Source organism: Pseudoalteromonas sp. ECSMB14103 (genome assembly GCF_000813065.1).
GTDB lineage: Bacteria > Pseudomonadota > Gammaproteobacteria > Enterobacterales > Alteromonadaceae > Pseudoalteromonas > Pseudoalteromonas marina.
In genome coordinates, this window is the sequence record NZ_JWGY01000002.1 from 316,941 (window position 1) to 339,711 (window position 22,771).

21 protein-coding genes are annotated in these 22,771 nt (G+C 37.6%); 7 read left to right on the forward strand and 14 right to left on the reverse strand.

Annotation, left to right across the window (positions count from 1 at the left end; all coding sequences use genetic code 11):
* Positions 1–114 precede the first annotated feature (114 nt).
* From RF53_RS06525 to RF53_RS06535, 3 genes are all read right to left on the reverse strand, one after another.
* Positions 115–687 carry a tRNA-(ms[2]io[6]A)-hydroxylase gene (locus RF53_RS06525; protein WP_008133023.1) on the reverse strand — a complete coding sequence of 191 codons (573 nt, stop codon included), beginning with the start codon at positions 685–687 and terminating at the stop codon, positions 115–117.
* 106 nt (positions 688–793) lie between these two features.
* Positions 794–1,429, reverse strand: a complete 636-nt coding sequence (locus RF53_RS06530) for a sulfotransferase (RefSeq protein WP_039037020.1) — start codon at positions 1,427–1,429, stop codon at positions 794–796.
* Between the two features lie 14 nt (positions 1,430–1,443).
* A complete protein-coding gene (locus RF53_RS06535; protein WP_006792956.1) occupies positions 1,444–1,818 on the reverse strand; it encodes an MAPEG family protein in 375 nt (124 codons plus the stop codon).
* Positions 1,819–1,970: 152 nt separating this feature from the next.
* On the opposite strand from RF53_RS06535, the gene RF53_RS06540 reads away from it, so the two are divergent.
* Positions 1,971–3,338, forward strand: a complete 1,368-nt coding sequence (locus tag RF53_RS06540; RefSeq protein ID WP_039037021.1) for a DUF2254 domain-containing protein — start codon at positions 1,971–1,973, stop codon at positions 3,336–3,338.
* Here RF53_RS06540 and RF53_RS06545 read toward each other — a convergent pair.
* From RF53_RS06545 to ggt, 3 genes are all read right to left on the reverse strand, one after another.
* Positions 3,326–4,051: an SIMPL domain-containing protein gene (locus RF53_RS06545; RefSeq protein ID WP_039037022.1), complete on the reverse strand. Its 726-nt coding sequence runs from the start codon at positions 4,049–4,051 to the stop codon at positions 3,326–3,328. The two genes, RF53_RS06540 and RF53_RS06545, sit on opposite strands and share 13 nt — an antisense overlap.
* 178 nt (positions 4,052–4,229) lie before the next feature.
* Positions 4,230–5,924 carry an NAD-dependent malic enzyme gene (locus RF53_RS06550; protein WP_008133030.1) on the reverse strand — a complete coding sequence of 565 codons (1,695 nt, stop codon included), beginning with the start codon at positions 5,922–5,924 and terminating at the stop codon, positions 4,230–4,232.
* A 137-nt stretch (positions 5,925–6,061) separates the two neighbouring features.
* On the reverse strand, positions 6,062–7,840 hold the full coding sequence (gene ggt / locus RF53_RS06555; RefSeq protein ID WP_039037023.1) for a gamma-glutamyltransferase: 1,779 nt from the start codon (positions 7,838–7,840) through the stop codon (positions 6,062–6,064).
* A 64-nt stretch (positions 7,841–7,904) separates the two neighbouring features.
* Between ggt and rrtA the strand changes: the two genes are divergently transcribed.
* Positions 7,905–8,528: a rhombosortase gene (rrtA, locus tag RF53_RS06560; protein ID WP_235420601.1), complete on the forward strand. Its 624-nt coding sequence runs from the start codon at positions 7,905–7,907 to the stop codon at positions 8,526–8,528.
* A 44-nt stretch (positions 8,529–8,572) separates the two neighbouring features.
* Here the strand turns inward: rrtA and RF53_RS06565 are convergent, their stop codons facing one another.
* The 5 genes from RF53_RS06565 to RF53_RS06585 form a co-directional block, all read right to left on the reverse strand.
* On the reverse strand, positions 8,573–11,074 hold the full coding sequence (locus RF53_RS06565; protein ID WP_039037024.1) for a S9 family peptidase: 2,502 nt from the start codon (positions 11,072–11,074) through the stop codon (positions 8,573–8,575).
* Between the two features lie 119 nt (positions 11,075–11,193).
* Positions 11,194–12,357, reverse strand: a complete 1,164-nt coding sequence (locus RF53_RS06570; protein WP_039037025.1) for an endonuclease/exonuclease/phosphatase family protein — start codon at positions 12,355–12,357, stop codon at positions 11,194–11,196.
* Positions 12,358–12,617: 260 nt separating this feature from the next.
* Positions 12,618–13,766, reverse strand: a complete 1,149-nt coding sequence (locus tag RF53_RS06575; protein WP_039037026.1) for a 5-(carboxyamino)imidazole ribonucleotide synthase — start codon at positions 13,764–13,766, stop codon at positions 12,618–12,620.
* Between the two features lie 2 nt (positions 13,767–13,768).
* A complete protein-coding gene (gene purE / locus RF53_RS06580) occupies positions 13,769–14,251 on the reverse strand; it encodes a 5-(carboxyamino)imidazole ribonucleotide mutase (RefSeq protein ID WP_039037027.1) in 483 nt (160 codons plus the stop codon).
* Positions 14,252–14,456: 205 nt separating this feature from the next.
* The gene (locus RF53_RS06585; protein ID WP_074210169.1) at positions 14,457–16,046 is read right to left on the reverse strand and encodes an ABC-F family ATPase; all 1,590 of its coding nucleotides are present in this window, start codon (positions 16,044–16,046) and stop codon (positions 14,457–14,459) included.
* A 518-nt stretch (positions 16,047–16,564) separates the two neighbouring features.
* Between RF53_RS06585 and RF53_RS06590 the strand changes: the two genes are divergently transcribed.
* The gene (locus RF53_RS06590; protein WP_039037028.1) at positions 16,565–17,773 is read left to right on the forward strand and encodes a porin; all 1,209 of its coding nucleotides are present in this window, start codon (positions 16,565–16,567) and stop codon (positions 17,771–17,773) included.
* 208 nt (positions 17,774–17,981) lie between these two features.
* Here RF53_RS06590 and RF53_RS06595 read toward each other — a convergent pair whose 3' ends face one another.
* Both RF53_RS06595 and RF53_RS06600 read right to left on the reverse strand, forming a co-directional pair.
* Complete coding sequence (locus tag RF53_RS06595) at positions 17,982–18,863, reverse strand: alpha/beta hydrolase (RefSeq protein WP_039037029.1); 882 nt, start codon at positions 18,861–18,863, stop codon at positions 17,982–17,984.
* Positions 18,864–18,878: 15 nt separating this feature from the next.
* Entirely contained in the window at positions 18,879–19,367 is a 489-nt protein-coding gene (locus RF53_RS06600) for a GNAT family N-acetyltransferase (protein ID WP_039037030.1), read from the reverse strand.
* Between the two features lie 91 nt (positions 19,368–19,458).
* Between RF53_RS06600 and RF53_RS06605 the strand changes: the two genes are divergently transcribed.
* Positions 19,459–19,659, forward strand: a complete 201-nt coding sequence (locus RF53_RS06605; protein ID WP_006792973.1) for a hypothetical protein — start codon at positions 19,459–19,461, stop codon at positions 19,657–19,659.
* A 57-nt stretch (positions 19,660–19,716) separates the two neighbouring features.
* Here the strand turns inward: RF53_RS06605 and RF53_RS06610 are convergent, their stop codons facing one another.
* Positions 19,717–19,911, reverse strand: a complete 195-nt coding sequence (locus RF53_RS06610) for a CPXCG motif-containing cysteine-rich protein (protein ID WP_006792974.1) — start codon at positions 19,909–19,911, stop codon at positions 19,717–19,719.
* Between the two features lie 226 nt (positions 19,912–20,137).
* Here RF53_RS06610 and msrA point away from each other — a divergent pair, with 226 nt between their 5' ends.
* The 3 genes from msrA to RF53_RS06625 all read left to right on the forward strand — a co-directional run bounded on the left by msrA (position 20,138) and on the right by RF53_RS06625 (position 22,705).
* Positions 20,138–20,737 carry a peptide-methionine (S)-S-oxide reductase MsrA gene (msrA, locus tag RF53_RS06615; protein ID WP_039037031.1) on the forward strand — a complete coding sequence of 200 codons (600 nt, stop codon included), beginning with the start codon at positions 20,138–20,140 and terminating at the stop codon, positions 20,735–20,737.
* Positions 20,738–20,912: 175 nt separating this feature from the next.
* A complete protein-coding gene (locus tag RF53_RS06620) occupies positions 20,913–21,827 on the forward strand; it encodes a 2OG-Fe(II) oxygenase family protein (protein WP_039037032.1) in 915 nt (304 codons plus the stop codon).
* A gap of 134 nt (positions 21,828–21,961) precedes the next feature.
* The gene (locus RF53_RS06625; protein ID WP_039037033.1) at positions 21,962–22,705 is read left to right on the forward strand and encodes a substrate-binding periplasmic protein; all 744 of its coding nucleotides are present in this window, start codon (positions 21,962–21,964) and stop codon (positions 22,703–22,705) included.
* Positions 22,706–22,771 lie beyond the last annotated feature (66 nt).

Sequence of the window (22,771 nt, forward strand, 5' to 3'; positions counted from 1 at the left end):
GTTAATAAAAAGGTAATAAGCACCCTACCAATAGTTATTTATGCATTTTAAATAAACCCTAGGCATAAAAAAACGCAGGCAAATGCCTGCGTTTTATAATTTAATAAAATAATATTAATGAAGTGCCGCTGTAAATGGAATGCTTTTACAAATCTCAGCCTCAGCAACTAATAACTCTTCTAAACGCACGTCTACTTCTTCTTTGTCAAAGTATTCGTAGGCTAGCTCTACAAATAAGTTTTTGTGCTTTTCTTCTGATTTAGCAATGGCTACATAAAACTCTTTTTCTTTACCTTCAGGTAATGCTTGCGCAACTAATGAAAAACGTTCATGTCCGCGAGCTTCAATTACACCGCCAACTAATAACCTATCCATTAAAAAGCCATCACGTCCGTGCCTAAATAAAGCACGAATTTGCTTTATGTACGGATCTTTTTGGTCATCACCCAGTGTTGTGTCGCGTTCAGTTAATAGCTTGAGTACTTGTTTAAAATGAATAAGCTCTTCAAGTGCTAAATCGGTCATTGCTTTTACAAGTTTACGCTTGTCTGGGTAATGCGAAAGCATTGAAATAGCCATGCCTGATGCTTTTTTTTCAGCAGCCGCATGATCTTGCAAAAAGGTGTTAAAGTCGGCAAGTACAGCCTCGGTCCATTCAAATGGCGTTTGGTATTTTAATTCAAACATAATTAATACTACTTAAAAAATAATGCGGGAATTTTAACGTATTTGAAAATAAAAATCTCGCAATAGGTTTTAGTAAAGCAATGCTCTTAAGGCTTAATTTAGATAATTACAGTTGGGAGATGTAAGGTAAATGTTTATCTATGCGCCCTTTTGCTGTCGACTCTATTTTTAACGGGTGTTTAATATCGTTCCATGCGGTGACTTTTCCGCCCATATTCATTTTATCAAAATCAGTTTTATCACTTTGTATGTTCAAAAAATCACATACTTTTTGATAACTCCCCGCCTTTGCAATATCAATCGATAAAAAGTCAGCTTGTCTTTTTTCAAAATAATACTGTGCAGCATTTAGGTGGCGCTTGTAACAGTCTGCTAAGTAACTATCATCACTAATGTTTTCGAGAGATAAATTAGAAAAAACATCAAAGTAACACCGTTTTATATGAATATTAAAACCGCCATCTGCACGTGTTAAATTAGTATGCATACGTGTGAGTAATTGCCTAATGGATGGCAACCAAACATCAATTTCTCTTTCCAAATATATAAACTTAGACCCAGGGTAATGCTTATCAAGCATTTCATAATCAGTAAATATGGGGGTGTCGGCAATAGCTTTTGCATGGTCAAAGCTAGCTTTTGTGTATGCTGTGTGTGCGGTGGCTAAACCTAATTCTAGTAGTGCGTGGCACACACTAGTTGTGCCTGTTCTCGGTAAGCCTATTACAAATATTTTAGTCATGTACTGTACTTTAATTAGCTATTACGAGTGAGTAATAAAACAAACGCACTTATTATCATAACCAGAAAAGTAGCTACAGTCCCTATTTGACGATACTTTAAGTTTTTTTCTACTATACCTAGGTTGTGAAAAAATCGACCAATTAACAAAGATGCGCCTAAAAGGTGACAATAATGACTGGCTAGACCTTGGTATTCAGCTAAAAATAATAAAATAACGGCAAAAGGTACATATTCCATAAAGTTTGCATGTGCTCTAATTGCACGTTGTAAAACTGAATTACCGTTATCACCTAATGATATTTGCTCTGCTCTGCGAACTTTTATGACATTAAAGCTTAAATAAATATAAAAAAAAGCGAGTAATGCAGCATATGTTGAAATAATCACAGTGTGTTCCTATTAGTTTTTTTAAACGCATTAAGTAAGCGCAGTGTTAAGCTGTGCAGATAATAACATATAAATTAACGGCTTTATCACAAGTTTAAAGTTCAACTATGATAAGGTGATAGCCATATTTTATACGCAATCATAGGGATTATATGTTTGTTCCTCGCAAAGTGGCCGATAGTTATCGTGAAATGATAAACAGCATTGGCTTTTACCCTTCTGTGCTTTCTGTTGGTTTTTTGTTTTTTGCCATCATTACAATGTCGGTTGAATATTTAGCCCCTGTTGAGCAGTTGAAGTCTTTTATCTCAGTGGTTTTGGTTGATAGCGCAGAAAATGCGCGAACAATTTTAAGTACGCTTGCAGGTAGTATTATCTCATTGACTGTATTTAGTTTTTCTATGGTTATGGTGGTTTTAAACTCTGCTAGTGCGAGTCTATCGCCTCGCGTTGTGCCCGGTTTAATTACTAGAAAGTCTCATCAAATGGTGCTCGGCTTTTACTTAGGCAGTATCATTTACTCTATTATCATGCTTATAAATATTAATAAGTTAGAAGGCGGCAGCACTGCAATTCCGTCTATAGGTGTTTTATTTGCTTTAATTTTTGGCTTGATTTCATTAGGGTTATTTGTATTTTTTATTCATTCTATTTCACGCGCTATCCAAGTCGATAATGTCCTCAATGGTTTGTTTAGCCAGACTAAAAAAGAAATTAAAGCGATCATCAAAAGACAAAAAGAGGCCCCTGTTAGTGAGTTTCCTGATTTTTCAACATGGCACTCCATAAGCAGTAAAACAGAGGGTTACTATAAGGGTGTGCAAACAGATAAACTGTGTGCAATTTTAAAAGAGCACGATATAAACTTATATATTTCTGTTAACCAAGGATATTTTACAGTAAAAGGTTATCCATTTTTAAAATGTAATGTCGATATAACCCACGATGAAGAGCTCTTAGAAAAAATATTAGATTGCTTTATTTTTTATATAGAAGAGTACATTAGCGACCACTACCGCTATGGTTTAACACAAATATCTGAAATAGCAGTAAAAGCTATGAGCCCTGGCATTAACGATCCAGGTACCGCTGTTAAATCAATTGATATGCTGAGTATTTTACTGATTGAGCGCCTATCCCTTAACGATATAAATTATTCGTTTAAGCACAGTGAAAAAAAACCGCTTTTATATTTACATGAAACCAGTTTTGATGAGTTACTGCATGATAACTTTTCGCCGCTTCGTCATTATGCAAAAGGTGACGCCTACGTAATGACAAATGTATTAGAAGCATTTAAAAATATTTTATTTGTGGCGCACGATAATGAAAAAGCACGCGAAAGCTTATTTAATTATTTATTCGCTATTGTTGATGACATAAACATGAATGTGACTAACGAGTACGACAGGCGCGAAATTTGTAATATGCTAAATTCTATAACACGCATCAATGAGCAACAAGGTAGTCAATTGGTGGCACGCTTTGAGCACCACCAAAATAATTCCTACTCAATATAATAAATAGCGTAACTAGATGCCGTTACCTTAATTTCTCCACTGTGATAAGCATCCGGGACATAATTACCGGGTGCACTATCCGCCATTACCATTTCTTTTGCACGCATATAGGGCTGAGTTTGAACATTAAGTGGGCTCAACGATGCGTTATATAGTCCTTTTAACGACACATCAAAGTCATCGCTTAATTCTTCAGCCGCTTTTTTAGCATCTTGTATTGCCATTTTTTGAGCTTTTTTATGAAGCTCGTTATAGTTGCTAGCTAAAAATTGGGTATTGTTAATTTGGTTTATGCCGTTATTAACCAAACTTTGTAATAACGTAGGGTATTTACTTATATCAGTAAGTTTGACCGTTAGTGTTCGGGTAATTTTGAAACCGATAAATTCTTGCTGTCCAGTTTGGCGATTGTATTGAGTATCGCGGTGTATATTTATTTGCCCTGCGTTAATGTCAGTGTCTTTAACGCCTAACGTTTTTACTAATTTGATGGCTTTTGCCATAGTGATATCGGCTTTGTTTTTTGCAGCTATTAGGTCTTTATTTACCTCAGTGATACCCACACTCATTTGTACATAATCAGGCATGGTGGTAAGTGTCGCTTGCCCTTTCACATATATGTGTGGTGCATCGGGTGTTGGGCTGGCAAGTGCATTAAAACTAAGTGTGCTTAATGCTATGGTGCTGCCGAGAAAAAGTTTTAGTGTGTTCATCATAGAATCCTTTTTGTTTTATACTAATTTGCTTAATTAAGTATGATCGCGGATTTGCATTAGCTCTATTAAAGAGCCTAATGGGTTAACAATAAATGAACAAGCATAAAAAAACAGGCTAGCGCCTGTTTTTTGTTATGTGTTGTAACGCAGGGTTACATAAAATTACTTATACTACTTAAACGCTGCAACGTTTGTAGTTACGGTATTTTGGTAACCAATAATTTTTATCAATGGCTGCCCACAGAGCATCGTCAGAAATTTCCAATGCAACACCCTCTTCTATCGCTTTTTTAGCAATAGCAAATGCAATGCGTTTACTAAGCGTTTCAATTTCTGTTAATGCTGGTAATAAACTGCCTTTACCGCTGTTTGCTCGCGGTGAAGACTCAGCAAGCATTTCACTCGACACGCTAAGCATGGCATCTGTAATGCGTGTAGCCTTAGCTGCAATAACGCCTAAACCAATACCAGGGAAAATATAACTGTTGTTACACTGTGGAATTGGGAAAGTTTCACCATTATATTCAACGGGATCAAACGGGCTACCTGTTGCAACTAATGCTTTACCATCAGTCCACTTAATAACGTCTTCTGGGTGTGCTTCTACCTGTTTAGACGGGTTACTTAACGGGAAAATTATAGGTTGTTCACACGTTGAATGCATTGCACGAATAACTTGCTCTGTAAACAAACCTGGCTGACCCGATACACCAATAAGTATGTCTGGTTTTGCACAATGCATTACATCTAACAATGACGCGTATTCACCACTGTAAGTCCAATCATTTAGCGCGTCTGTTGGTTGCGCTAAAGCTTGTTGGAAGTCGCGTAGACCTTCCATGCCATTAGTTAACAGACCAAAACGATCAACCATAAATACTTGGCTACGTGCTTGCTCTTCAGAGATACCTTCAAATACCATTTGGCTAATAATTTGCTCAGCAATACCACAACCCGCAGAGCCTGCACCAACAAATACAACTTTTTGTTGACTAAGAGTTGAGCCTTTAACACGACACGCAGCTAATAAAGAGCCAACTGTTACTGATGCAGTGCCTTGAATGTCATCGTTAAAGCTACAAATTTCTTCACGATAGCGCTTAAGAAGCGGCATAGCATTAGGTTGTGCAAAGTCTTCAAATTGAAGCAATACATTTGGCCAACGGCGTTTTACCGCTTTAATAAATAGATCTAAAAACTCATCGTACTCGTCTTGTGCTATACGTTTATGGCGTGCGCCCATATACATAGGATCATTTAAAAGCTTTTCGTTGTTGGTTCCTACGTCAAGCATGACTGGCAAAGTATATGCTGGGCTTATGCCACCACACGCGGTGTACAATGACAATTTACCAATAGGAATACCCATGCCGCCAATACCTTGGTCGCCTAGTCCTAATATACGTTCACCGTCGGTCACAACAATGACTTTTACTTTACCCTTTGTGGCATTTCGTAAAATGTCGTCAATTTGGTAACGGTCTTCGTATGAAATAAACAAGCCACGTGCGCTGCGGTAAATATCCGAAAACTTTTCACAGGCATCACCCACCGTAGGGGTGTAAATAATTGGCATCATTTCTTCAAGATGATCGCGCACTAAGCGATAATAAAGCGTTTCGTTGTTATCTTGAATGGCACGTAAATAAATGTGCTTATTTAAATTGTCGGTAAAACTTGAGTATTGTTGATAACAACGTTCAACTTGCTCTTCGATGGTTTCAAAGCGTGGAGGAAGTAAACCTGCAAGGTTAAAATTTTCGCGCTCTTTTTTACTAAACGCACTGCCCTTGTTTAGTAATGGCGTTTCGATAAGGCCAGGGCCAGAGTGATGAATATATAAGTAATTAGGATCAGTATTTGTTGTCATATTTCCAGGCTTTAATGGAGTCTTAAGTTATGATCTGTCATTATCAATGCTCAGAATTTAAATGCAATGAACATAGTACTTGTCAGACCATTGAGAATACAAACACGCACATAGGTCGTATTTGTATTATACATAATTTAAAATTTGAAAGTGGCGTTATTGTTAGTTAAATCAGACAACGCAACACCTTCACGGCGCGGATCGGCTGCGCCATACAGCTTATTATTTTTCACTTCAACGCCATGTAAACCTGAATTTAGGTCTAACACACGCACTTTATGACCACGTGAAGTGAGTGCTGGTGCAAGTGATTCAATAACGGTGCCTTTTTCAAGGCTGGTGTAATCATTACGATTAGTAGTACGCGGCAGGTTAATAGCTTCTTGCATCGATAAATTCCAATCTAAAACGCCAACAACTACTTGAGCGACGTAGTCAATAATGCGGCTACCACCAGGAGATCCTACAACTAAACGTAAGCTACCATCTTCATTAAAAACCATAACCGGTGACATAGAACTGCGCGGGCGTTTTCCTGGCTCTACACGATTAGCAACTAACTTACCGTTTTTACGAGGAGAAAGTGAGAAATCGGTTAACTGATTATTTAAAATATAACCATTAACCATAACTGTAGAACCAAATGCCATTTCTATTGAGCTGGTCATTGATACTGCATTACCAAAGCTATCAACAATAGAGACATGCGATGTTGAAGGGAGTTCATACGAATCATCTTGTGCATAACTTAAGTAGTTAACGGGGTCGCCGGCAACTGCATGCTGATCTTTTTCGGTTATGAGTGTTGCGCGTGATTTAATGTAGCTTTTGTTTAATAGCGCTTGAGTTGGTACCTCAGTAAAATCTGGGTCACCCATGTATACATTTCTATCGGCAAAGGCAATACGCGACGCTTGGCTGAAGTAGTGAATTGCTTGTTCGCTGTTAGGGTTTAAGGCAGAAATATTTGTATGCTCTAGTAACCCTAGTATTTGTAAAACAGCCACACCGCCACTACTTGGTGGTGCCATAGAACATACGTTATAAACACGGTATTTTATACAAACAGCATCGCGTTCTTTGCTTTTGTATTGTGCAAGGTCTTGCTGAGATAATTTACCGGGTGCAATTTTTGAATTTTGTACCGCACTTACCATTTTTTTTGCGTTTTCACCTTTATAAAACGCATCAATGCCTTCATTAGCTATGGCTTTGTATAAATCAGCAAGCGGCTGGTTTTTTTTAACGGTACCGGCCTCAATGAGTTTACCATTTGGGTAAAAGTATTCATTTATAACTGGCATACTCATAACACCTGGATTTAGCTGGCGAGCTAACAAACCATGTAATCGAGGCGATACAACAAACCCTTGTTCAGCAAGTTCAATAGCCGGTTTAAATAGCTGTTCCCAAGGTAATAAACCATAGTGCTTATGCGCATTTGCAAAGGCATGTAGAACACCAGGTACACCTACAGAACGACCGCCTACAACGGCTTCAATCCATTTGACCGCTTTGCCATGCTTATTTAAAAATAAATTTTCATTCGCATTTTTAGGGGCCGTTTCTCTTCCATCAAAGCTGGTTAACTTATTATTTGCTTTGTTGTAGTACATCATAAATGTACCGCCACCAATACCCGATGACTGAGGCTCAACAAGTGTTAAAACAAGTTGAGTGGCTATTGCTGCATCAACTGCACTGCCGCCTTTTGCTAATATTTGCTGTCCCGCTTGAGATGCATACGGATTTGCCGCGGCAACCATGTATTTGTCACCTACAACAATCTGCTTAGAACTAATTGATGTGGTAGCTTCTGGTTCGCGAACTTCTACTTTTGTGGGTTCTTTTGACAGCACCGGCAAAGACAGTACACCTAAGCCGATAGCAAATAATGAGTTAAGTTTAAAATGCATAAAAAATACTAAAAACACTTAATTACAATAGGTAATTGGCATCTTAAAGTTAAACGGGCACAATATGCAAAAATTAATACTAAAAAAATACAATAAAATGCTTAATTTACCTATACAGCCTCGTTATATTTTACCACCTTTATTATTGATACTTTTTAGCACTATTTTTGCTGCATTTGATTTAAATAGTTTACTAGAATTTAACCGAACATTAGTTAACAAAGGTGAGCTTTGGCGTATTTTTACTAGCCAATTTGTACACGCAAATTGGGCCCATTTGGGGTTAAATATAAGCGGGATTTTTTTAATTTGGTTATTACATGGTGAGTATACTACCCCTACCCGGTACTTTCTAAATACAATCACTTTAGCGCTTTGGTGCGGTTTAGGCGTGTATTTTTATTGTCCAGACATACATATCTATACAGGTTTAAGCGCGCTGTTACACGGTGTTATTATTTGGGGCGCAGTAAAAGATATTACACAAGGGCTTAAATCGGGGTATTTATTATTCATCGGTGTTTGGGTAAAAATAGCATATGAGCAATTGAGTGGTCCAAGTGCTGATATTGGTGAGCTTATTAATTCGACCGTTGCAATAGATGCTCATTTAATTGGCGCTATTGGTGGATCATTGTTAGGCATCGAGCTTGTTATTAAATATTATAAAAATAGAGCAAAAGGTTAAATAAAAACGCCACTTTAACCAAAGTGGCGTTTTACATTGTTTATTTAAAGGGTGTCTTTAAATAGTTTATAAATACGGCGGTATTCATCTAACCAACTTGACGGTTGCACAAAACCATGTGGTTCAACTGGGAAGATAGCCGTTTCAAAGTTTTCTTTTTCAAGCTCAATTAAGCGCTGGACTAAGCGTACTGAGTCTTGAAAAAATACGTTATCGTCTACCATTGGTGCATTTATCAATAATGGCTTATTTAAACCTTCTGCAAAGTAAATAGGTGAGCTACGCTCGTATGCAATGGGATCTACATCTGGATGGTTTAAAATATTGCCCGTATAGGCCGTATTGTAGTGTGCCCAATCAGTTACCGGGCGAAGTGCTGCACCTGATTGAAACAACTCTGGTGCAGTAAATAATGCCATAAAGGTCATAAAGCCACCATAAGAACCACCGTAGGTGCCTACTGCTTGCGTGTCGACGTTAGCATTTTCAGCCATCCATTTAACACCATCAGCTAAATCTTGCGTTTCTGGTGTGCCCATTTGACGATAAATAGCTGTACGCCAGTCGCGGCCATACCCTTTAGATGCACGGTAGTCCATATCCATTACCACGTAACCTTCATCAGCCAATAATGAATGAAACATAAACTCTCTAAAGTACACAGACCAACCCATATGTGAGTTTTGTAAATAACCTGCACCGTGATTAAAAATAACCGCTTTACGTGTTTTACCACCTTCGCCTTCTACGTAATCAGCTGGGTAGTATACCTTGGCATATATTGGCGTATCAGTATGGCTAGACGGCACTGCAACTATTTTCGGTGCAGTTAACTTTTTAGATAAAAAAGTGCTTGATACTGTATTAGTTAAACGTGTTGGCGTTGCATTTGCTTTAGCATCCGCAATATATAACTCGCTAGGCATGGTGATTTTTGAATGAACAAGCAGTAATTTTTCTTCATCTGGACTCAACGTGTAGTCGGTCATGCCATTTAGATCAGTAATTTTTTCACTTTTAGCTGTTTGTGGATCTACACGGAAAATTTCGTATAGACCAGGGTGTTCAACATTAGCTTTGTAATAAATAGCAGAATCATCGCTTGTAACTGTTGGGTTTGATACCTCAAACTCACCCTGAGTTAACGCAACGGCGTTACCGTTTAATGGTTTTTTATAAAGCTGGCTGTACCCAGACTCTTCTGAAAGGTAATAAAGCGTGTTTGCGTTATTCAACCAGCCAAAATTATTAAATGCATAAGCGATCCATGCGTCGTCATGTAAACGATGCTGCGACACCAGTTTATTGTTTTCAAAATCTACGGTCGCAATCCAGCGATCTTTGTTGTCCCACGCTTCAAGCATAATAGCAACTTGCGAACCATCGTTATTCCAAACTATTGGGCTTTGTCCTAATCCCCAATTTGTGATCAAGTTAATAGCGCGTGGTGAGTTCTTTGATTCGTAGGTTTTACCTAATCGTGCATAATTTTCTTGTTTTACACTTGCTAATACATCTTCATCAAAACCTGGCAGCGAATCAAACGCTAGTGTGTTTTGTGTTTTATCATTTAAATTAATGTATATAACTTGTGATGCTTCTTCTTTTGCATCAGCTATGCGACGGCGAACTTTTTTAGGTGCTATGGTGGCGTCGTCAGTCACATAATGTGGCATTATATCGGTGTCACTTCGCCAACTTGATTGTTTTTTTACGACAACTAGTAACGCATCTCCATTGGGTGAAAGTTCTACGTTATCAACTTTATTACCTTTGCCTAAATAGTAACTTGTATTTGCTACAGAAGTATTTTGTTCGTTTATTTGCGCGTTACGTGCGTGTTGGTCTTTTTTATTTTTGTGTTCAAGAGCAATGTATTCAATAAGCTTATGCTGCTCTTTTGCAATGTACGAACTTGGCTCGCTAATTCCTTTTGGTTTATCAGCAAGTTTGAGGTTAGCAATTTCTTGTGTTAACCCCGTTACTAAATCAACCTTAAAAAACATATTACCTTGGCGATAAGCCAATGTACCATCGTTTAAAAACTGCGGGTTAGATTCGTTAGCTGTGCTATGGGTTATTTGGCGCAGTGTGTTAGTTTTAATATTTTTTACAAACACATTGCCTTTAAAGACGTAGGCTTGCAGAGCTTTGTCGTTTGAATAAACCGCGTTTCTAGCACCCAGTGTATGTAGTTTATTTAATGCTATTTGTTCTGCAGTTTGTGACGTTACAGACTGGCTAAATAAGTCACGTAATGTGCTACCTTGTTGCTTTTGAGAATAAATAATTGTTGCCGAATCAGCAGCCCAAAAGGCATTTTGTGGTTGGTTGCCTATCCAATCAGGATCGGCCATTGCTTGTTTTAAAGTTATTTTTTCTGAACCAACATCGGCAGGTGTACTCACCACCGATTCAACTTTGTTGTTTTCCAAAGCATTATTTGTTGAGGCTGTGTTTGCAGTTGCACTACAACCCGCAAGCATTACGCTTGAGGCAACAGCTAATGCTACTAACGTTTTAGATGAAGAAAAATTAAAAACCATAGTGCTTCTATACCGTTATTATAATTAACGGGTATTTAAGCAGAAGCACTAAAGTTAATGCAATTTTTTAAGATAAATAGCCATTTAACAGGGTAAAGCTCAGTTTACTTAAGCCTTAATTATTTAATCACTAAATCTAGCCAAACTAGGCGATGATCGCTTGATGCACTTCTATCTTTAATTAAGCGATACTGTTCGTTTGATTCAACTGGCCAAAATACCCCACCTTCTTTAATATCTAAACCGTAAGTTGATGGCAATACATAGTCTACTCTTGCTTGCCAATTGGCAGTAAAGTGTTGTGCATAGGCAAGTTCATATTGCTGTTTAGCGCCTGCACTTTTAGGTACAAACCGTGCATTAATTAATGGATTTTTTAGCAATTGATCTGTTGTTTCTAAACGCGCTTTATCACCTTCTGGTGCTGCGTTTAAATCCCCTAAAATAACAAAACGCGACTGAGCCTCTAGCCCTCCTTTTGTGCCATTATCATCATATAGGTAGTCTACATTGGCTACATAGTCGGCAATTAATCTAATTTCGTCATGGTTACGTTTACCATTTCTATCTTCTTCGCCGTCAAATACTGGAGGCGTAGGGTGAGACGCCAATATATGCACTGCTTTATTATCAATTACAACGGGGACATCCCAAAACGATTTAGAACTTAACCTAAGCGCTTGCCACTCTTGAGCGTTATACCAATTCTCGCCTGTTTTTGGCATTAACGGCATTTTTGCATTGGGCATATCTTTGTATTTAAAGGTTTGAAGCGTTCTGATTTTGTCAAAATCAATTGGGTATTTCGATAATATGGCCATACCATAATGCCCTTCAAAAAAGCCAAAGCCTTGGGCATCACCCATTACTTTACTTTTTTTACCATCGTTATCTAGGTCAAACTCTGTCGCAAGGCCAGTATTGACGGGGGCTATATAAGAATAAGGATAATCTATGGCTTTTTGCTTGTTTTGGCTTACGGCTAAGTAATGCGTTTTAAAGTAATCAATACCTTGTTCTTTAGGAACAAAATCAAATTCGTTCAGTAAAATAATATCAGGGCGAACGCGCTGAATAATTTCTGCAATATTTTTTATCTGTTGTGTGTTTGAGGTAAGCGCTTTGACTAAGGCATCACTTTTAATAGGCTCGCCTTTAGCGGTGTAATTTGTGGCATCCATACTTACATTAAACGTTGCAACACGAATTGTATCGCTTGCGGTCGCATTGAGACTCAATGAAGCAGCTGTTAGCAACGCACCAAAAGTTAGATCAAATTTCATTTAATTATCCTACTTATAAAAAAGTAATTTTGATTATTTAATAATGTAACCTGTTTTTGTTTTTTCAGACAAAAAAAAGCCGAGTTTACTCGGCTTTTATTATTTCATTGTTTGTATTCGCTAAGTTTTGAACTAGTCGGACAGTAACTGCTTCTAAGACCTGCTCAATCCCTAAATAACATCCATATGCAAAACAGTAATAAGGCTTCCCTAATCATCACCTAATGGACCATATAGCTTTAGCCATACAAAAAAATACCCTAACCTAGAATGAGTTTTTCTGCCGTTTTTAAAATTCCCGGGTAATCGTGCTCTGGTAAATAATCAGTTAATTGGCTTAACTTATCTGACAGGTCATTCATATTATGAGCCGATACATTTATATGACCCATTTTACGACCTGGTTTAGCCGTTTTACCGTACCAATGACTTGTCACGTCGGGTAATGTAAGTACCTCAGCAGGGATACTTGCTTGTCCAAGTACATTGATCATAGCCGTAATATGTTTAAGCTCAGTATTACCAAGTGGTAAACCTGCAACGGCGCGCATATGATTTTCAAATTGCGAACAATGGCAACCTTGCTGAGTCCAATGACCTGAGTTATGTACACGCGGTGCAATTTCATTAACTAATAGTGTGCCCATTACATCAAAAAACTCAATGGCCAATACACCTACATAGTTAAGTTCGTTAGCAATTTTTGTAAATGCATCGTTTGCTTGAGCTTCAACATTTTGGTTATTTTTACCCGCAACCGACAGTGTTAACACACCGTTGGTGTGCTCGTTTTCTGTTAATGGATAAATTGCAACTTTACCGTGCTTATCTCTTGCGCCAATAATCGATACTTCTCGGTCAAAAGGGATCATTTTTTCAGCAATAATAGTATGCGGTGCATCTTGTGTTCCCGATGCTATAAACTCAGCCATTTCAGTCCAAATTTCATCAATTTGATCATCAGATTTTAAACGCCACTGCCCTTTACCGTCATAGCCTGCTTGGCAGGTTTTTATAACAAGTGGCTTACCCAGGTTTTTAGCGGCCAACTCCAAATGTACTTTTTCTGTAATTAACTGATAAGGCGCGCATTCAACACCGGTTTTGTTAAGTAACGCTTTTTCTAGTGCTCTATCGCCACCCGTTTTAATTGCAGCTTTACCCGGATAAAACTTATTACTGTTGCAGCATAGCGTTAATACATCATCAGGAATATGTTCAAATTCTGCCGTGATTGCATCAGCGTCACTAATAGCTTGTTCAAGTGAAGTTGTGTAAATTTCACCCGTTAGCGGGTGCTTAATTTGTTTAGTTCCCACATCGTAGGCAACTACATTCAAATTAAGCGGTGCGCCTGCAAGGCTCATCATACGTGCAAGTTGTCCGGCACCTAAAATTAAAATATTCATTGTTACTCTGCAGGGTTTGGGTTGGCTAATATTGTGTCTGTTTGATTTTTACGAAACGCTTCGATTTTTTCAAAAATGTCGGGGCTATGGCACCCTAAAATTTGTGCGGCTAATAAGCCTGCGTTTGCAGCGCCTGGTTCACCAATTGCTAAGGTACCTACTGCTACCCCTTTTGGCATTTGGCAAATTGACAATAGAGAATCAACACCATTTAATGCCTTTGATTTCACAGGAACGCCTAAAACAGGAACAGATGTAAAAGCCGCTGCCATACCCGGTAAATGGGCTGCGCCACCTGCGCCGGCAATAATAACTTTAATTCCACGTTCTGCAGCAGAGCTTGCATAATCAGCAAGTAATTGAGGAGTGCGGTGTGCAGATACAACTTTGGTTTCGTACTTAATACCAAACTGCTCTAGCATCAGTGCAGCGTGTTCCATGGTTGGCCAATCTGACTTAGAACCCATAATAATGCCAACAGTCATAAATACTCCTCAGTAATGTATTTTAAAATAGCGGACTTATGTCCGGTTTTAGGCGGGTATTATACCCAAACACGTTTAATTTGCGAGGTTCGAATGGTATTAAATGAAGATTAAAGGCTAATTTTTTATAAATAATTAACACACAACAAAAACAAAAAAAGCCATGTTAAACATGGCTTTTTGTAAATCTGAAATTGCAACGTAATTACGCTTCTTTACTTGCTAGGTACTCAGAGTAATTACCTCTAAAGTCGATTATTTTACCGTCTTTAATTTCCCATATACGGGTTGCAACAGAAGAGACAAACTGGCGGTCATGCGATACAAAAAGTAAAGTGCCTTCGTATGCTTCAAGCGCTAAGTTTAGTGCTTCAATCGATTCCATATCCATGTGGTTGGTTGGCTCATCCATTAAAAGTATGTTTGGTTTATGCATCATAATTTTGCCAAACAACATACGGCCCTGCTCACCACCTGATATTACTTTTACCGACTTTTTAATATCGTTCTGTGAGAACAACATACGACCTAAAAAGCTGCGAACAACTTGCTCGTCGTCGCCTTCTTGCTGCCATTGCTCCATCCACTCAAACAAGTTCATGTCTTTTTCGAATTCGTCAGCGTGGTCTTGCGCATAGTAGCCAATGTTAGCGTTTTCAGACCACTTAAATTCACCTGCCTTTGGTGTAAGTTTACCTGCTAACGTGTTAAGTAACGTTGTTTTACCTACGCCGTTTTCACCAATTATGGCAATACGCTCGCCAACTTCTACTAAACCTTCAAGGCCTGAGAATAGAGTATTGTCTTCAAAACCTTGACTAATACTTGTCATTTCTAGTGCGTTGCGGAACAGTTGTTTTTCTTGGTCAAAACGAATAAACGGTGTTTGACGAGATGATGCTTTTACTTCGTCTAACTGAATTTTATCGATACGCTTAGCACGCGATGTGGCTTGCTTAGCTTTTGAAGCATTAGCCGAGAAGCGTGATACAAACTGCTGGAGCTCGGCAATTTGACTTTTCTTCTTTGCATTTTCACTTAATAGGCGTTCACGTGCTTGCGTTGCTGCAAACATGTATTCGTCGTAGTTACCAGGATAAATTCGGAGCTCACCGTAATCTATGTCGGCCATGTGTGTACACACAGAGTTTAAGAAGTGACGGTCATGCGAGATGATGATCATAGTACAATCGCGCTGATTCAATACATCTTCTAACCACTTGATAGTGTAAATGTCCAAGTTATTGGTAGGCTCATCAAGTAGCATAATATCAGGGTCAGAAAACAGAACCTGTGCAAGTAACACTCGCAGTTTAAAACCCGGTGCAATTTCTGACATAGGACCATAGTGCTGCTCAGTAGCAATACCAACACCTAACAAAAGCTCACCCGCTTTAGACTCGGCTGAGTAACCATCCATTTCAGCAAATTCAGTTTCAAGATCGGCTACTTTCATACCGTCTTCTTCACTCATTTCAGGTAAAGAATAAATACGATCACGTTCTTGTTTAATAGCCCATAACTCTTTGTGACCCATGATCACAGTATCAATTACAGAGTATTCTTCGTAAGCAAACTGGTCTTGATTTAGTTTAGCAACACGCTCATTTGGATCAGTGCTTACGTTACCCGAAGATGGCTCTAGTTCACCACTGAGTATTTTCATAAATGTTGATTTACCACAACCATTTGCACCAATTAAACCGTAACGGTTTCCTTCGCCAAATTTTGCTGAGATATTTTCAAATAACGGTTTAGCACCAAATTGCATGGTGATGTTAGCTGTACTAATAATAGCGCTACCCTCCAAGGGAGACAGGATGTATTTAAATTGCGCGCAGTTTAAACCAAAATGGCCTATTTTTCTATCACAAATCAAACTTACCAAGCACCAAAACTTAATGATTAAGAGTATAGATTTCTTATTTTATTTTGGTATTTACCTTATGGTTAATATTAAATTTAAGGCTAAATAGTCATGCTCATATAAATTTTTAAAAATTAAGTAAAGTTATGCTATTTAATTGAAAAACATAAGAATTAGAGTTTTTATACTAGAAACCTAATTAATAGCTAACTTGAAAAAACATCACAATAATTAAATGTTTTTAAGGTTGTAAATTTTCAAACTACTTGTGTATTTACTATAAAAATACACATTCATAACAACTTAAAAACACAATTAACCCAGCGTGAATGTCTACCTATTATGTATAAAATTTCGATGATGTTTTTTCACTTTTGACAAACAAAGGTGTTTGCTAGTGTGCCCTGCACTTATGATTGACCACATCGCACACAAGGAAACACACAATGAAATTGAAACTAACATCAATGCTAGTAGCAATAATAGTTAGCCCTTCAGTATTCTCTGAAGTAAACATATACATGGACGAGCGCAATTCAATGAGTGTGGGTGGTTTTTTAGACGTAAGAGTTATAAATACGCAAAACCAAACTGAAGTCGTGAACGGTACATCCCGTATAAATTTTAAAATTGATCGAAAACTTAAGCACGGCTGGAAAGCCTTAGGACTAGTTGAGTGGGGTGTAAACCCTGTAGGTAGTAGCGATATTATTTATAACAATCGCTTTGAATCAATCCAGGATGAATTTTTATATAACCGTTTAGGCTATGCCGGCCTCTCGCATGATAAATACGGGCAAATTACAATTGGTAAGCAATGGGGTGCATGGTACGACGTTGTTTATGGCACAAATAACAGCTTTGTATGGGATGGTAATGCAGCGGGTGTTTATACCTATAACAAAGACGATGGCGCAGTAAACGGTACGGGCCGAGGCGATAAACTTATTCAATATCGTAATAGCTACAATAACTTAAGTTTTACACTGCAAGCACAGCTCAAAAACAGCGAGTTTTATACCTGTGACGTTAGTGACATTACAGAACAAGAATGCGAAACGCTTTGGAATGCAGGCGATACAGCTGCCCAACAAGTAGAATTTAACTACACCTTTGGTGCTTCGGTTACTTATACCCCTACTGACATGATAACGCTTACAGCTGGTGTAAACCGAGGCGAGTTTGATTTAACTTACGGTGATGGCACCACACAAAATGTTGAAGACCTAATATATGGTGCAGGCATTATGTGGGGTCACGTAAATCAAAAAGGTCTTTATGTTGCAGCTAATATTAATAAAAACAAAAATCATGACACCGATAATCTGGGTCGCTTAATTAAAGACGCAATAGGTATAGAAACATTTGCATCGTACCGCTTTGATAACGATGTTCGCCCTTTTATTGCCTACAACGTATTTGATGCAGGCGATGATTACGTAATTCAGCCAAACTTTAATACCGATCCGAACGATTTATTTAAACGTCAATTTGCTGTTATTGGTGTTCATTATTTAATTGACGAAGACACAATTGCGTATATAGAAGCACGTAAAGATTTTAGTGACTTTGAAAGCAATGATAAAGATCAGCAAGCACAAATGGAGCAGTCAGAAGATGACGGCATCGCATTTGGATTTAGATATCAATTGTAGAAAGCAGTTACCCTTTTGCGCTCTAGTGACTTAGGGCGCTCTGCCCTAACCTCACTCTTGCTTATTATTTCTCATATACAATCACCTGCTAAGATTAGCTTTTACCATACATTGTATGATGTGTTCTTTACGGGGTTTTCATAAACTTACTTAAAGCAAACCTATATATATTTTTTAGGCTGTTTACAATGCTTGGTTTAGCAACATATTAAGGCCTTTCATTTAAAAACTTTTGATATCCACCTAACGCATCTGCAACACTTAGTCTTGGATTATCGTTATGTTCCGCATTGGGATTAATAATAGATTCCCACTTTAAGTGCTCGTTAGGGCTGGCCTTTAATGCTTGCTCTAAATTACTATACGCCTCTAACATAAGCGGATGCTCTTCCTCACCTACCGATAAAAACAAATACGTTGGCTTTTTAAACATTTTATTCGACGCCTTTAAAAACGAGTCAACTTTGTTTACTACCGTCATATCGTCATACCATGCGGCAGGACTAAACGCGAAATAGCCATTAAACAGATCCGGTTTAGTATGAAGTGTATAAAACACAAAACTGCCACCAGCAGAAAACCCACTTAAAATACGGTTATTGCTTAATTTAAATCGATTAGTCAAATAAGATAATAATTCTAACTCTATAAACTGTAAAAACTTATCTGCTTCTCCGTTGGGTTCTATATTGTTTGTTGCAGGCGCTTGGGTATTAACGTCTTGGCGAGCATAAGGAGGTACCAAATCACGATTTCGAGTAGCCGTAAAAAACAAGTTAGGGATTGATACCAATATAGCTTGCTCGGCCTGTGCTTTGTTTGAGAATGACGCTAATGTTTCATTCCACGTATCTAGGTTAAAGTTACCATCGGTTTTTATTATTAACGAATAAACTTTATTGGTATCGTAGTTAACGGGTAGCCTAATAAATACCTTACGCGATTCATTTAAAATTTTTGAATCAAGTGTAATGTCTGTATAAGCCGATACATAATGATTGTAGTAGCGGCCGCCTAAAATAAGTAAGCTTAACGTAATGACTGCTAATCCAAGGTTAATTAGATAGCTTTTATTAATTTTTAACGACATGTATCTCTCTTTTTACTAATTATTTTTAAGACTACAAACCCAAATATTTTCGTTATTAGTAAACCCTAGTCCCTCAAGCAACTTGCACGAAGCCGTATTAGCTTTGTTAACCTCTGCGTAAAGCATTATTAACTCGTAATGCATAACAAGTTTTGGGATTAAAGTTTGCAGCGTTTCTTTCATGTAGCCTTGTTGCCAAAATTCAGGATCTAATTCAAAACCTAAAAATGCGGTTCTTGCTTCTTTATTAATTTTATACAGACCACAACTACCAATTACTTTATTGAGGGTATTCTGTTTAATCGTAAAGCGTATAACTTCTCCCTCATAATAGCCGCTTATATCATTTTGTATTAATTGTTTAATTTCACTTTTGCTAAGGGGTGTTGTGTAGTCATTAAACTGGCTAACAAGAGGATTATTTAAAATAGCATGCATACTGGCAGCATCTTTATGGGATATTAAGCTAAGCGTGACACGAGGTGTAGCCAAATTTTTATACATGTTGTAATACAAAATTAAATAGCACTTTATGAACGCTTATTATTAACTTACCATAACGTATTAACAAGCATTAAATTGAGAGCAGCCAAGCATGAGTGACGACTTTAAAGTGATACAACCAACAACTACAGTTTACTGCCCTAAACGTGGTGAAGGTTGGACCTTAACCGGAATCACTAACATTAACGAATTTACCTCGGTTATGTTTGATGGCACACGTTACACATTACCAGCACGTGAAATTATTGAAGAGCTACTCCCTAACCAGCTAGCTCGAGAACAAAATAGCTAACGCTCCATTAATAAAAAAGGCTGCAGTTATGCAGCCTTTTTTATTATTTGCGCCAATTTAAAATGTATCGTCTTCATCGTAAACATTTACGTTCAAATCATCATCATGTTCAAATACGACAAATGTAATTGGCTTACAGCATACTTGGCAGTCTTCTATATATTGTTCATCAATATCAGCCGCATCAAGTAATACTTCAATGCTTTCGCCGCAATACGGGCAGTTTATCGATTTTTCGGTTAACTGGTTCATTTAACACCTGCTAATTTATTCATCAATGTTTTAACTTTAATAAACACGCTTTAATAATACAACATAGTGTTATGTGGGTTACTTATTCAAAATGTGGCTTTAATTAAAAAGTATTACGTACATTACTTAGCACCTAGCCTACTAAAACAATGAAATAGTAATAACATTTAGTAGGTCTAGCTATAAAGAATATGTATTTAAACTCATACTAGAGGTAGATTATTATATGAAAAAATCACTTACGCTTGCATTAACATCTGCCGCAATTTTGTTTAGCACTTTTACTCATGCTGCAAAAACCGAAAAAGCGGTTTTAGCCGGTGGGTGTTTTTGGTGTATGGAAAGCGACTTTGAAAAGCTTGAAGGTGTAAAAGATGTAATATCAGGCTTTACAGGCGGTAAGCTTAAAAACCCAACCTACAGTGGTAACCACAAAGGCCATTACGAGGCAGTACAAATTACTTACGACCCGCAAGTAGTCAGCTATAAAGGCATACTTGATCACTATTGGGTGAATATTGATCCCTTTGATGCAAAAGGCCAATTTTGTGATAAAGGCCCTAGCTATTTAAGCGCAATTTTTGTAGCTAACGAGCAAGAACGTAAAATAGCTGAACAAACCAAACAGGCCGTTGTGAATGAGTTTCCTAATCAAACAGTAGTAACGCCTATACTAAACGCCTCCACCTTTTATCCCATTAAAGGAAAAGAAAGCTACCATCAGGATTATTATAAAAATAATCCTATTCGCTACAACACATATCGTTGGCGATGTGGTCGTGACAGCCGTCTTGAAGATATATGGGGCGACAGAGTCACCCATTAATAACTGCTTTTTAAATCAGGCTGCATTTTGTGTAGCCTTTAAATTTTACGCCCCTCTATTATTAATTTTTTATATATACTGTTTACTTTAAAGTGATATTTATTAATTTTAATTATACCAATAAAATAGACTCCTAGATTGTTAAACCTGTATTAAATAACTGGAGTGACACAATATGAAAACTAATCAATTACAACTAGCTAGAGCACTTGATTTACCAACACGCCAAGAAATGTTAAACCGTGATCACTCGGTAAAGCAGTTTTGGGCAAGCAACGACGACCTAATTTCAGACGCGTGGAAAGAATGGGAAGCAAGCGAAGTTGACGCGTCTACCTTTACGCTAGACGATTCGTTACTCGATAAAAATTTACGCGAAGCCATACAACAAGCATGGGAAAATCCATCTAAAGAGCATTTAGTAAAAGCGCTTTTAGAGGAAGTAGCACCTGATGTGTTTCAGTTTCAATTTTTTGATCCTGAGCGCCTAACCGTTTTACGTGGCTACCTTGATCAAGTATGGGACTCTAACATCCCAATGCGCCCACCGTACGGTATTGTATTAAACCGCCGCGGCGTTATGCTCGATAAACGATCAGAAGGCTATTTAGCAGCCCCTAGTTTTCAAACATTTTATAACGAAATGCTAAACACCTATATGCGCCCTATAGCGCGTTTATTATTTCCTGAAATTACAGGTTACGACACGCAAACATTTGGTTTTTCTATTTACTACGACCCAAGTACAGATGCGTCTATTCGCCCACATACTGATGCATCAGCGGTAACGTTAAATATTAATTTAAATTTACCGGGTGAGGAGTTTACCGGTTCTGAGCTTGATTTTTACGACCTAGTTACAGGTAAAGTAACTCAACTTAGTTTTAAGCCAGGTATCGCGATGATCCACAGAGGAAGTGTGGCACATGCTGCTAAACCCATAACGAGTGGCGATAGAACCAACTTTGTACTGTGGTTGTTTGGCGACCGCGGGCGTTTACCAGCTCAAGGCGCACAACGCCCAGTAATAGATGCTACAAAGCGCTGGACTACGCCAGTAACAACACCCGATGGCTACGCACCATTTTAAATACCCCTGTATAAAACTGATATCAATCAGCCCATTAAAGCTAATTAATAATTAGTTTAATGGGCTTTTTACTTGTTGCTTTACATGTTAATAACTATCTTTTAAACATTAATAGTTAATTTATTGCAGTAGAAATGACGTTAAACAGCATTTTAATAGCCGCATTGTTATTATCACCCATCGTTAATGCATCAATCACTGAGCAAACGCTCGTAGTAGGTTTTGGTGAAAAACTTCCCCCTTTCGTATTCCCTGATTCAAATAGTGGTCTAACAGTAGATATTATTACAGCGGCTTTAACACCTTTAGGCTACACAATTGAGTCTCGATATTATCCTTACACTCGGCGTGTAAAAGAGTATAAAAAAGGAAATATCGATGTAGTAGCAGATATTAATTTAAATACTGCAAACGGAAACATCCTAAAAGGTTATTTATCATATGCGTCTTATACATACGAAAATCTTGCTTTTGCTTTAAGTAAAAACAACTTTAAATTGAGTGAAATAGCTGATTTGAAAAATTATAGTCTATTGTCATGGCCAAGTGCTGCCATTCACTTAGGAGATGAGTATACAAATATGGCTAAAGCTAATCCATTGTATAACGAAATACACGACCAATCGCTTCAAGTTAAATTTTTGTACTTAGACAAGGTAGATGTTATACAAATGGATAAACAAAGCTTTGACTACTTTCGCGCAAATATAAAAGATATTGATACAACACAAAAAATTGATAGGTTCCCTTTATTTGGAAAAAGCCCTAATGGATATTTATTTAAGTCTAAAAAAGTACGCAATGACTTTAATTTACAACTGCAAAAACTCAAAGAATCCGGCAAGTACAAGCAAATTTTTGATGGATACTTAAAATAATTAATTTAAAAACAAATAGGCTGCCTATATAAGCAGCCTATTTTTTTATATCGTTTTAATGGATAC

What these genes read in the sequence shown, in the direction of transcription:
- RF53_RS06605 (WP_006792973.1), top strand. Translation starts at nt 19,459, where the DNA reads ATGAGTGACGACTTTAAAGTGATACAACCAACAACTACAGTTTACTGC.
- RF53_RS06600 (WP_039037030.1), bottom strand. Translation starts at nt 19,367, where the DNA reads ATGTATAAAAATTTGGCTACACCTCGTGTCACGCTTAGCTTAATATCC.
- RF53_RS06595 (WP_039037029.1), bottom strand. Translation starts at nt 18,863, where the DNA reads ATGTCGTTAAAAATTAATAAAAGCTATCTAATTAACCTTGGATTAGCA.
- RF53_RS06625 (WP_039037033.1), top strand. Translation starts at nt 21,962, where the DNA reads ATGACGTTAAACAGCATTTTAATAGCCGCATTGTTATTATCACCCATC.
- RF53_RS06525 (WP_008133023.1), bottom strand. Translation starts at nt 687, where the DNA reads ATGTTTGAATTAAAATACCAAACGCCATTTGAATGGACCGAGGCTGTA.
- purE (WP_039037027.1), bottom strand. Translation starts at nt 14,251, where the DNA reads ATGACTGTTGGCATTATTATGGGTTCTAAGTCAGATTGGCCAACCATG.
- RF53_RS06610 (WP_006792974.1), bottom strand. Translation starts at nt 19,911, where the DNA reads ATGAACCAGTTAACCGAAAAATCGATAAACTGCCCGTATTGCGGCGAA.
- RF53_RS06575 (WP_039037026.1), bottom strand. Translation starts at nt 13,766, where the DNA reads ATGAATATTTTAATTTTAGGTGCCGGACAACTTGCACGTATGATGAGC.
- RF53_RS06590 (WP_039037028.1), top strand. Translation starts at nt 16,565, where the DNA reads ATGAAATTGAAACTAACATCAATGCTAGTAGCAATAATAGTTAGCCCT.
- rrtA (WP_235420601.1), top strand. Translation starts at nt 7,905, where the DNA reads ATGCAAAAATTAATACTAAAAAAATACAATAAAATGCTTAATTTACCT.
- RF53_RS06620 (WP_039037032.1), top strand. Translation starts at nt 20,913, where the DNA reads ATGAAAACTAATCAATTACAACTAGCTAGAGCACTTGATTTACCAACA.
- ggt (WP_039037023.1), bottom strand. Translation starts at nt 7,840, where the DNA reads ATGCATTTTAAACTTAACTCATTATTTGCTATCGGCTTAGGTGTACTG.
- RF53_RS06570 (WP_039037025.1), bottom strand. Translation starts at nt 12,357, where the DNA reads ATGAAATTTGATCTAACTTTTGGTGCGTTGCTAACAGCTGCTTCATTG.
- RF53_RS06540 (WP_039037021.1), top strand. Translation starts at nt 1,971, where the DNA reads ATGTTTGTTCCTCGCAAAGTGGCCGATAGTTATCGTGAAATGATAAAC.
- RF53_RS06545 (WP_039037022.1), bottom strand. Translation starts at nt 4,051, where the DNA reads ATGAACACACTAAAACTTTTTCTCGGCAGCACCATAGCATTAAGCACA.
- RF53_RS06530 (WP_039037020.1), bottom strand. Translation starts at nt 1,429, where the DNA reads ATGACTAAAATATTTGTAATAGGCTTACCGAGAACAGGCACAACTAGT.
- msrA (WP_039037031.1), top strand. Translation starts at nt 20,138, where the DNA reads ATGAAAAAATCACTTACGCTTGCATTAACATCTGCCGCAATTTTGTTT.
- RF53_RS06550 (WP_008133030.1), bottom strand. Translation starts at nt 5,924, where the DNA reads ATGACAACAAATACTGATCCTAATTACTTATATATTCATCACTCTGGC.
- RF53_RS06565 (WP_039037024.1), bottom strand. Translation starts at nt 11,074, where the DNA reads ATGGTTTTTAATTTTTCTTCATCTAAAACGTTAGTAGCATTAGCTGTT.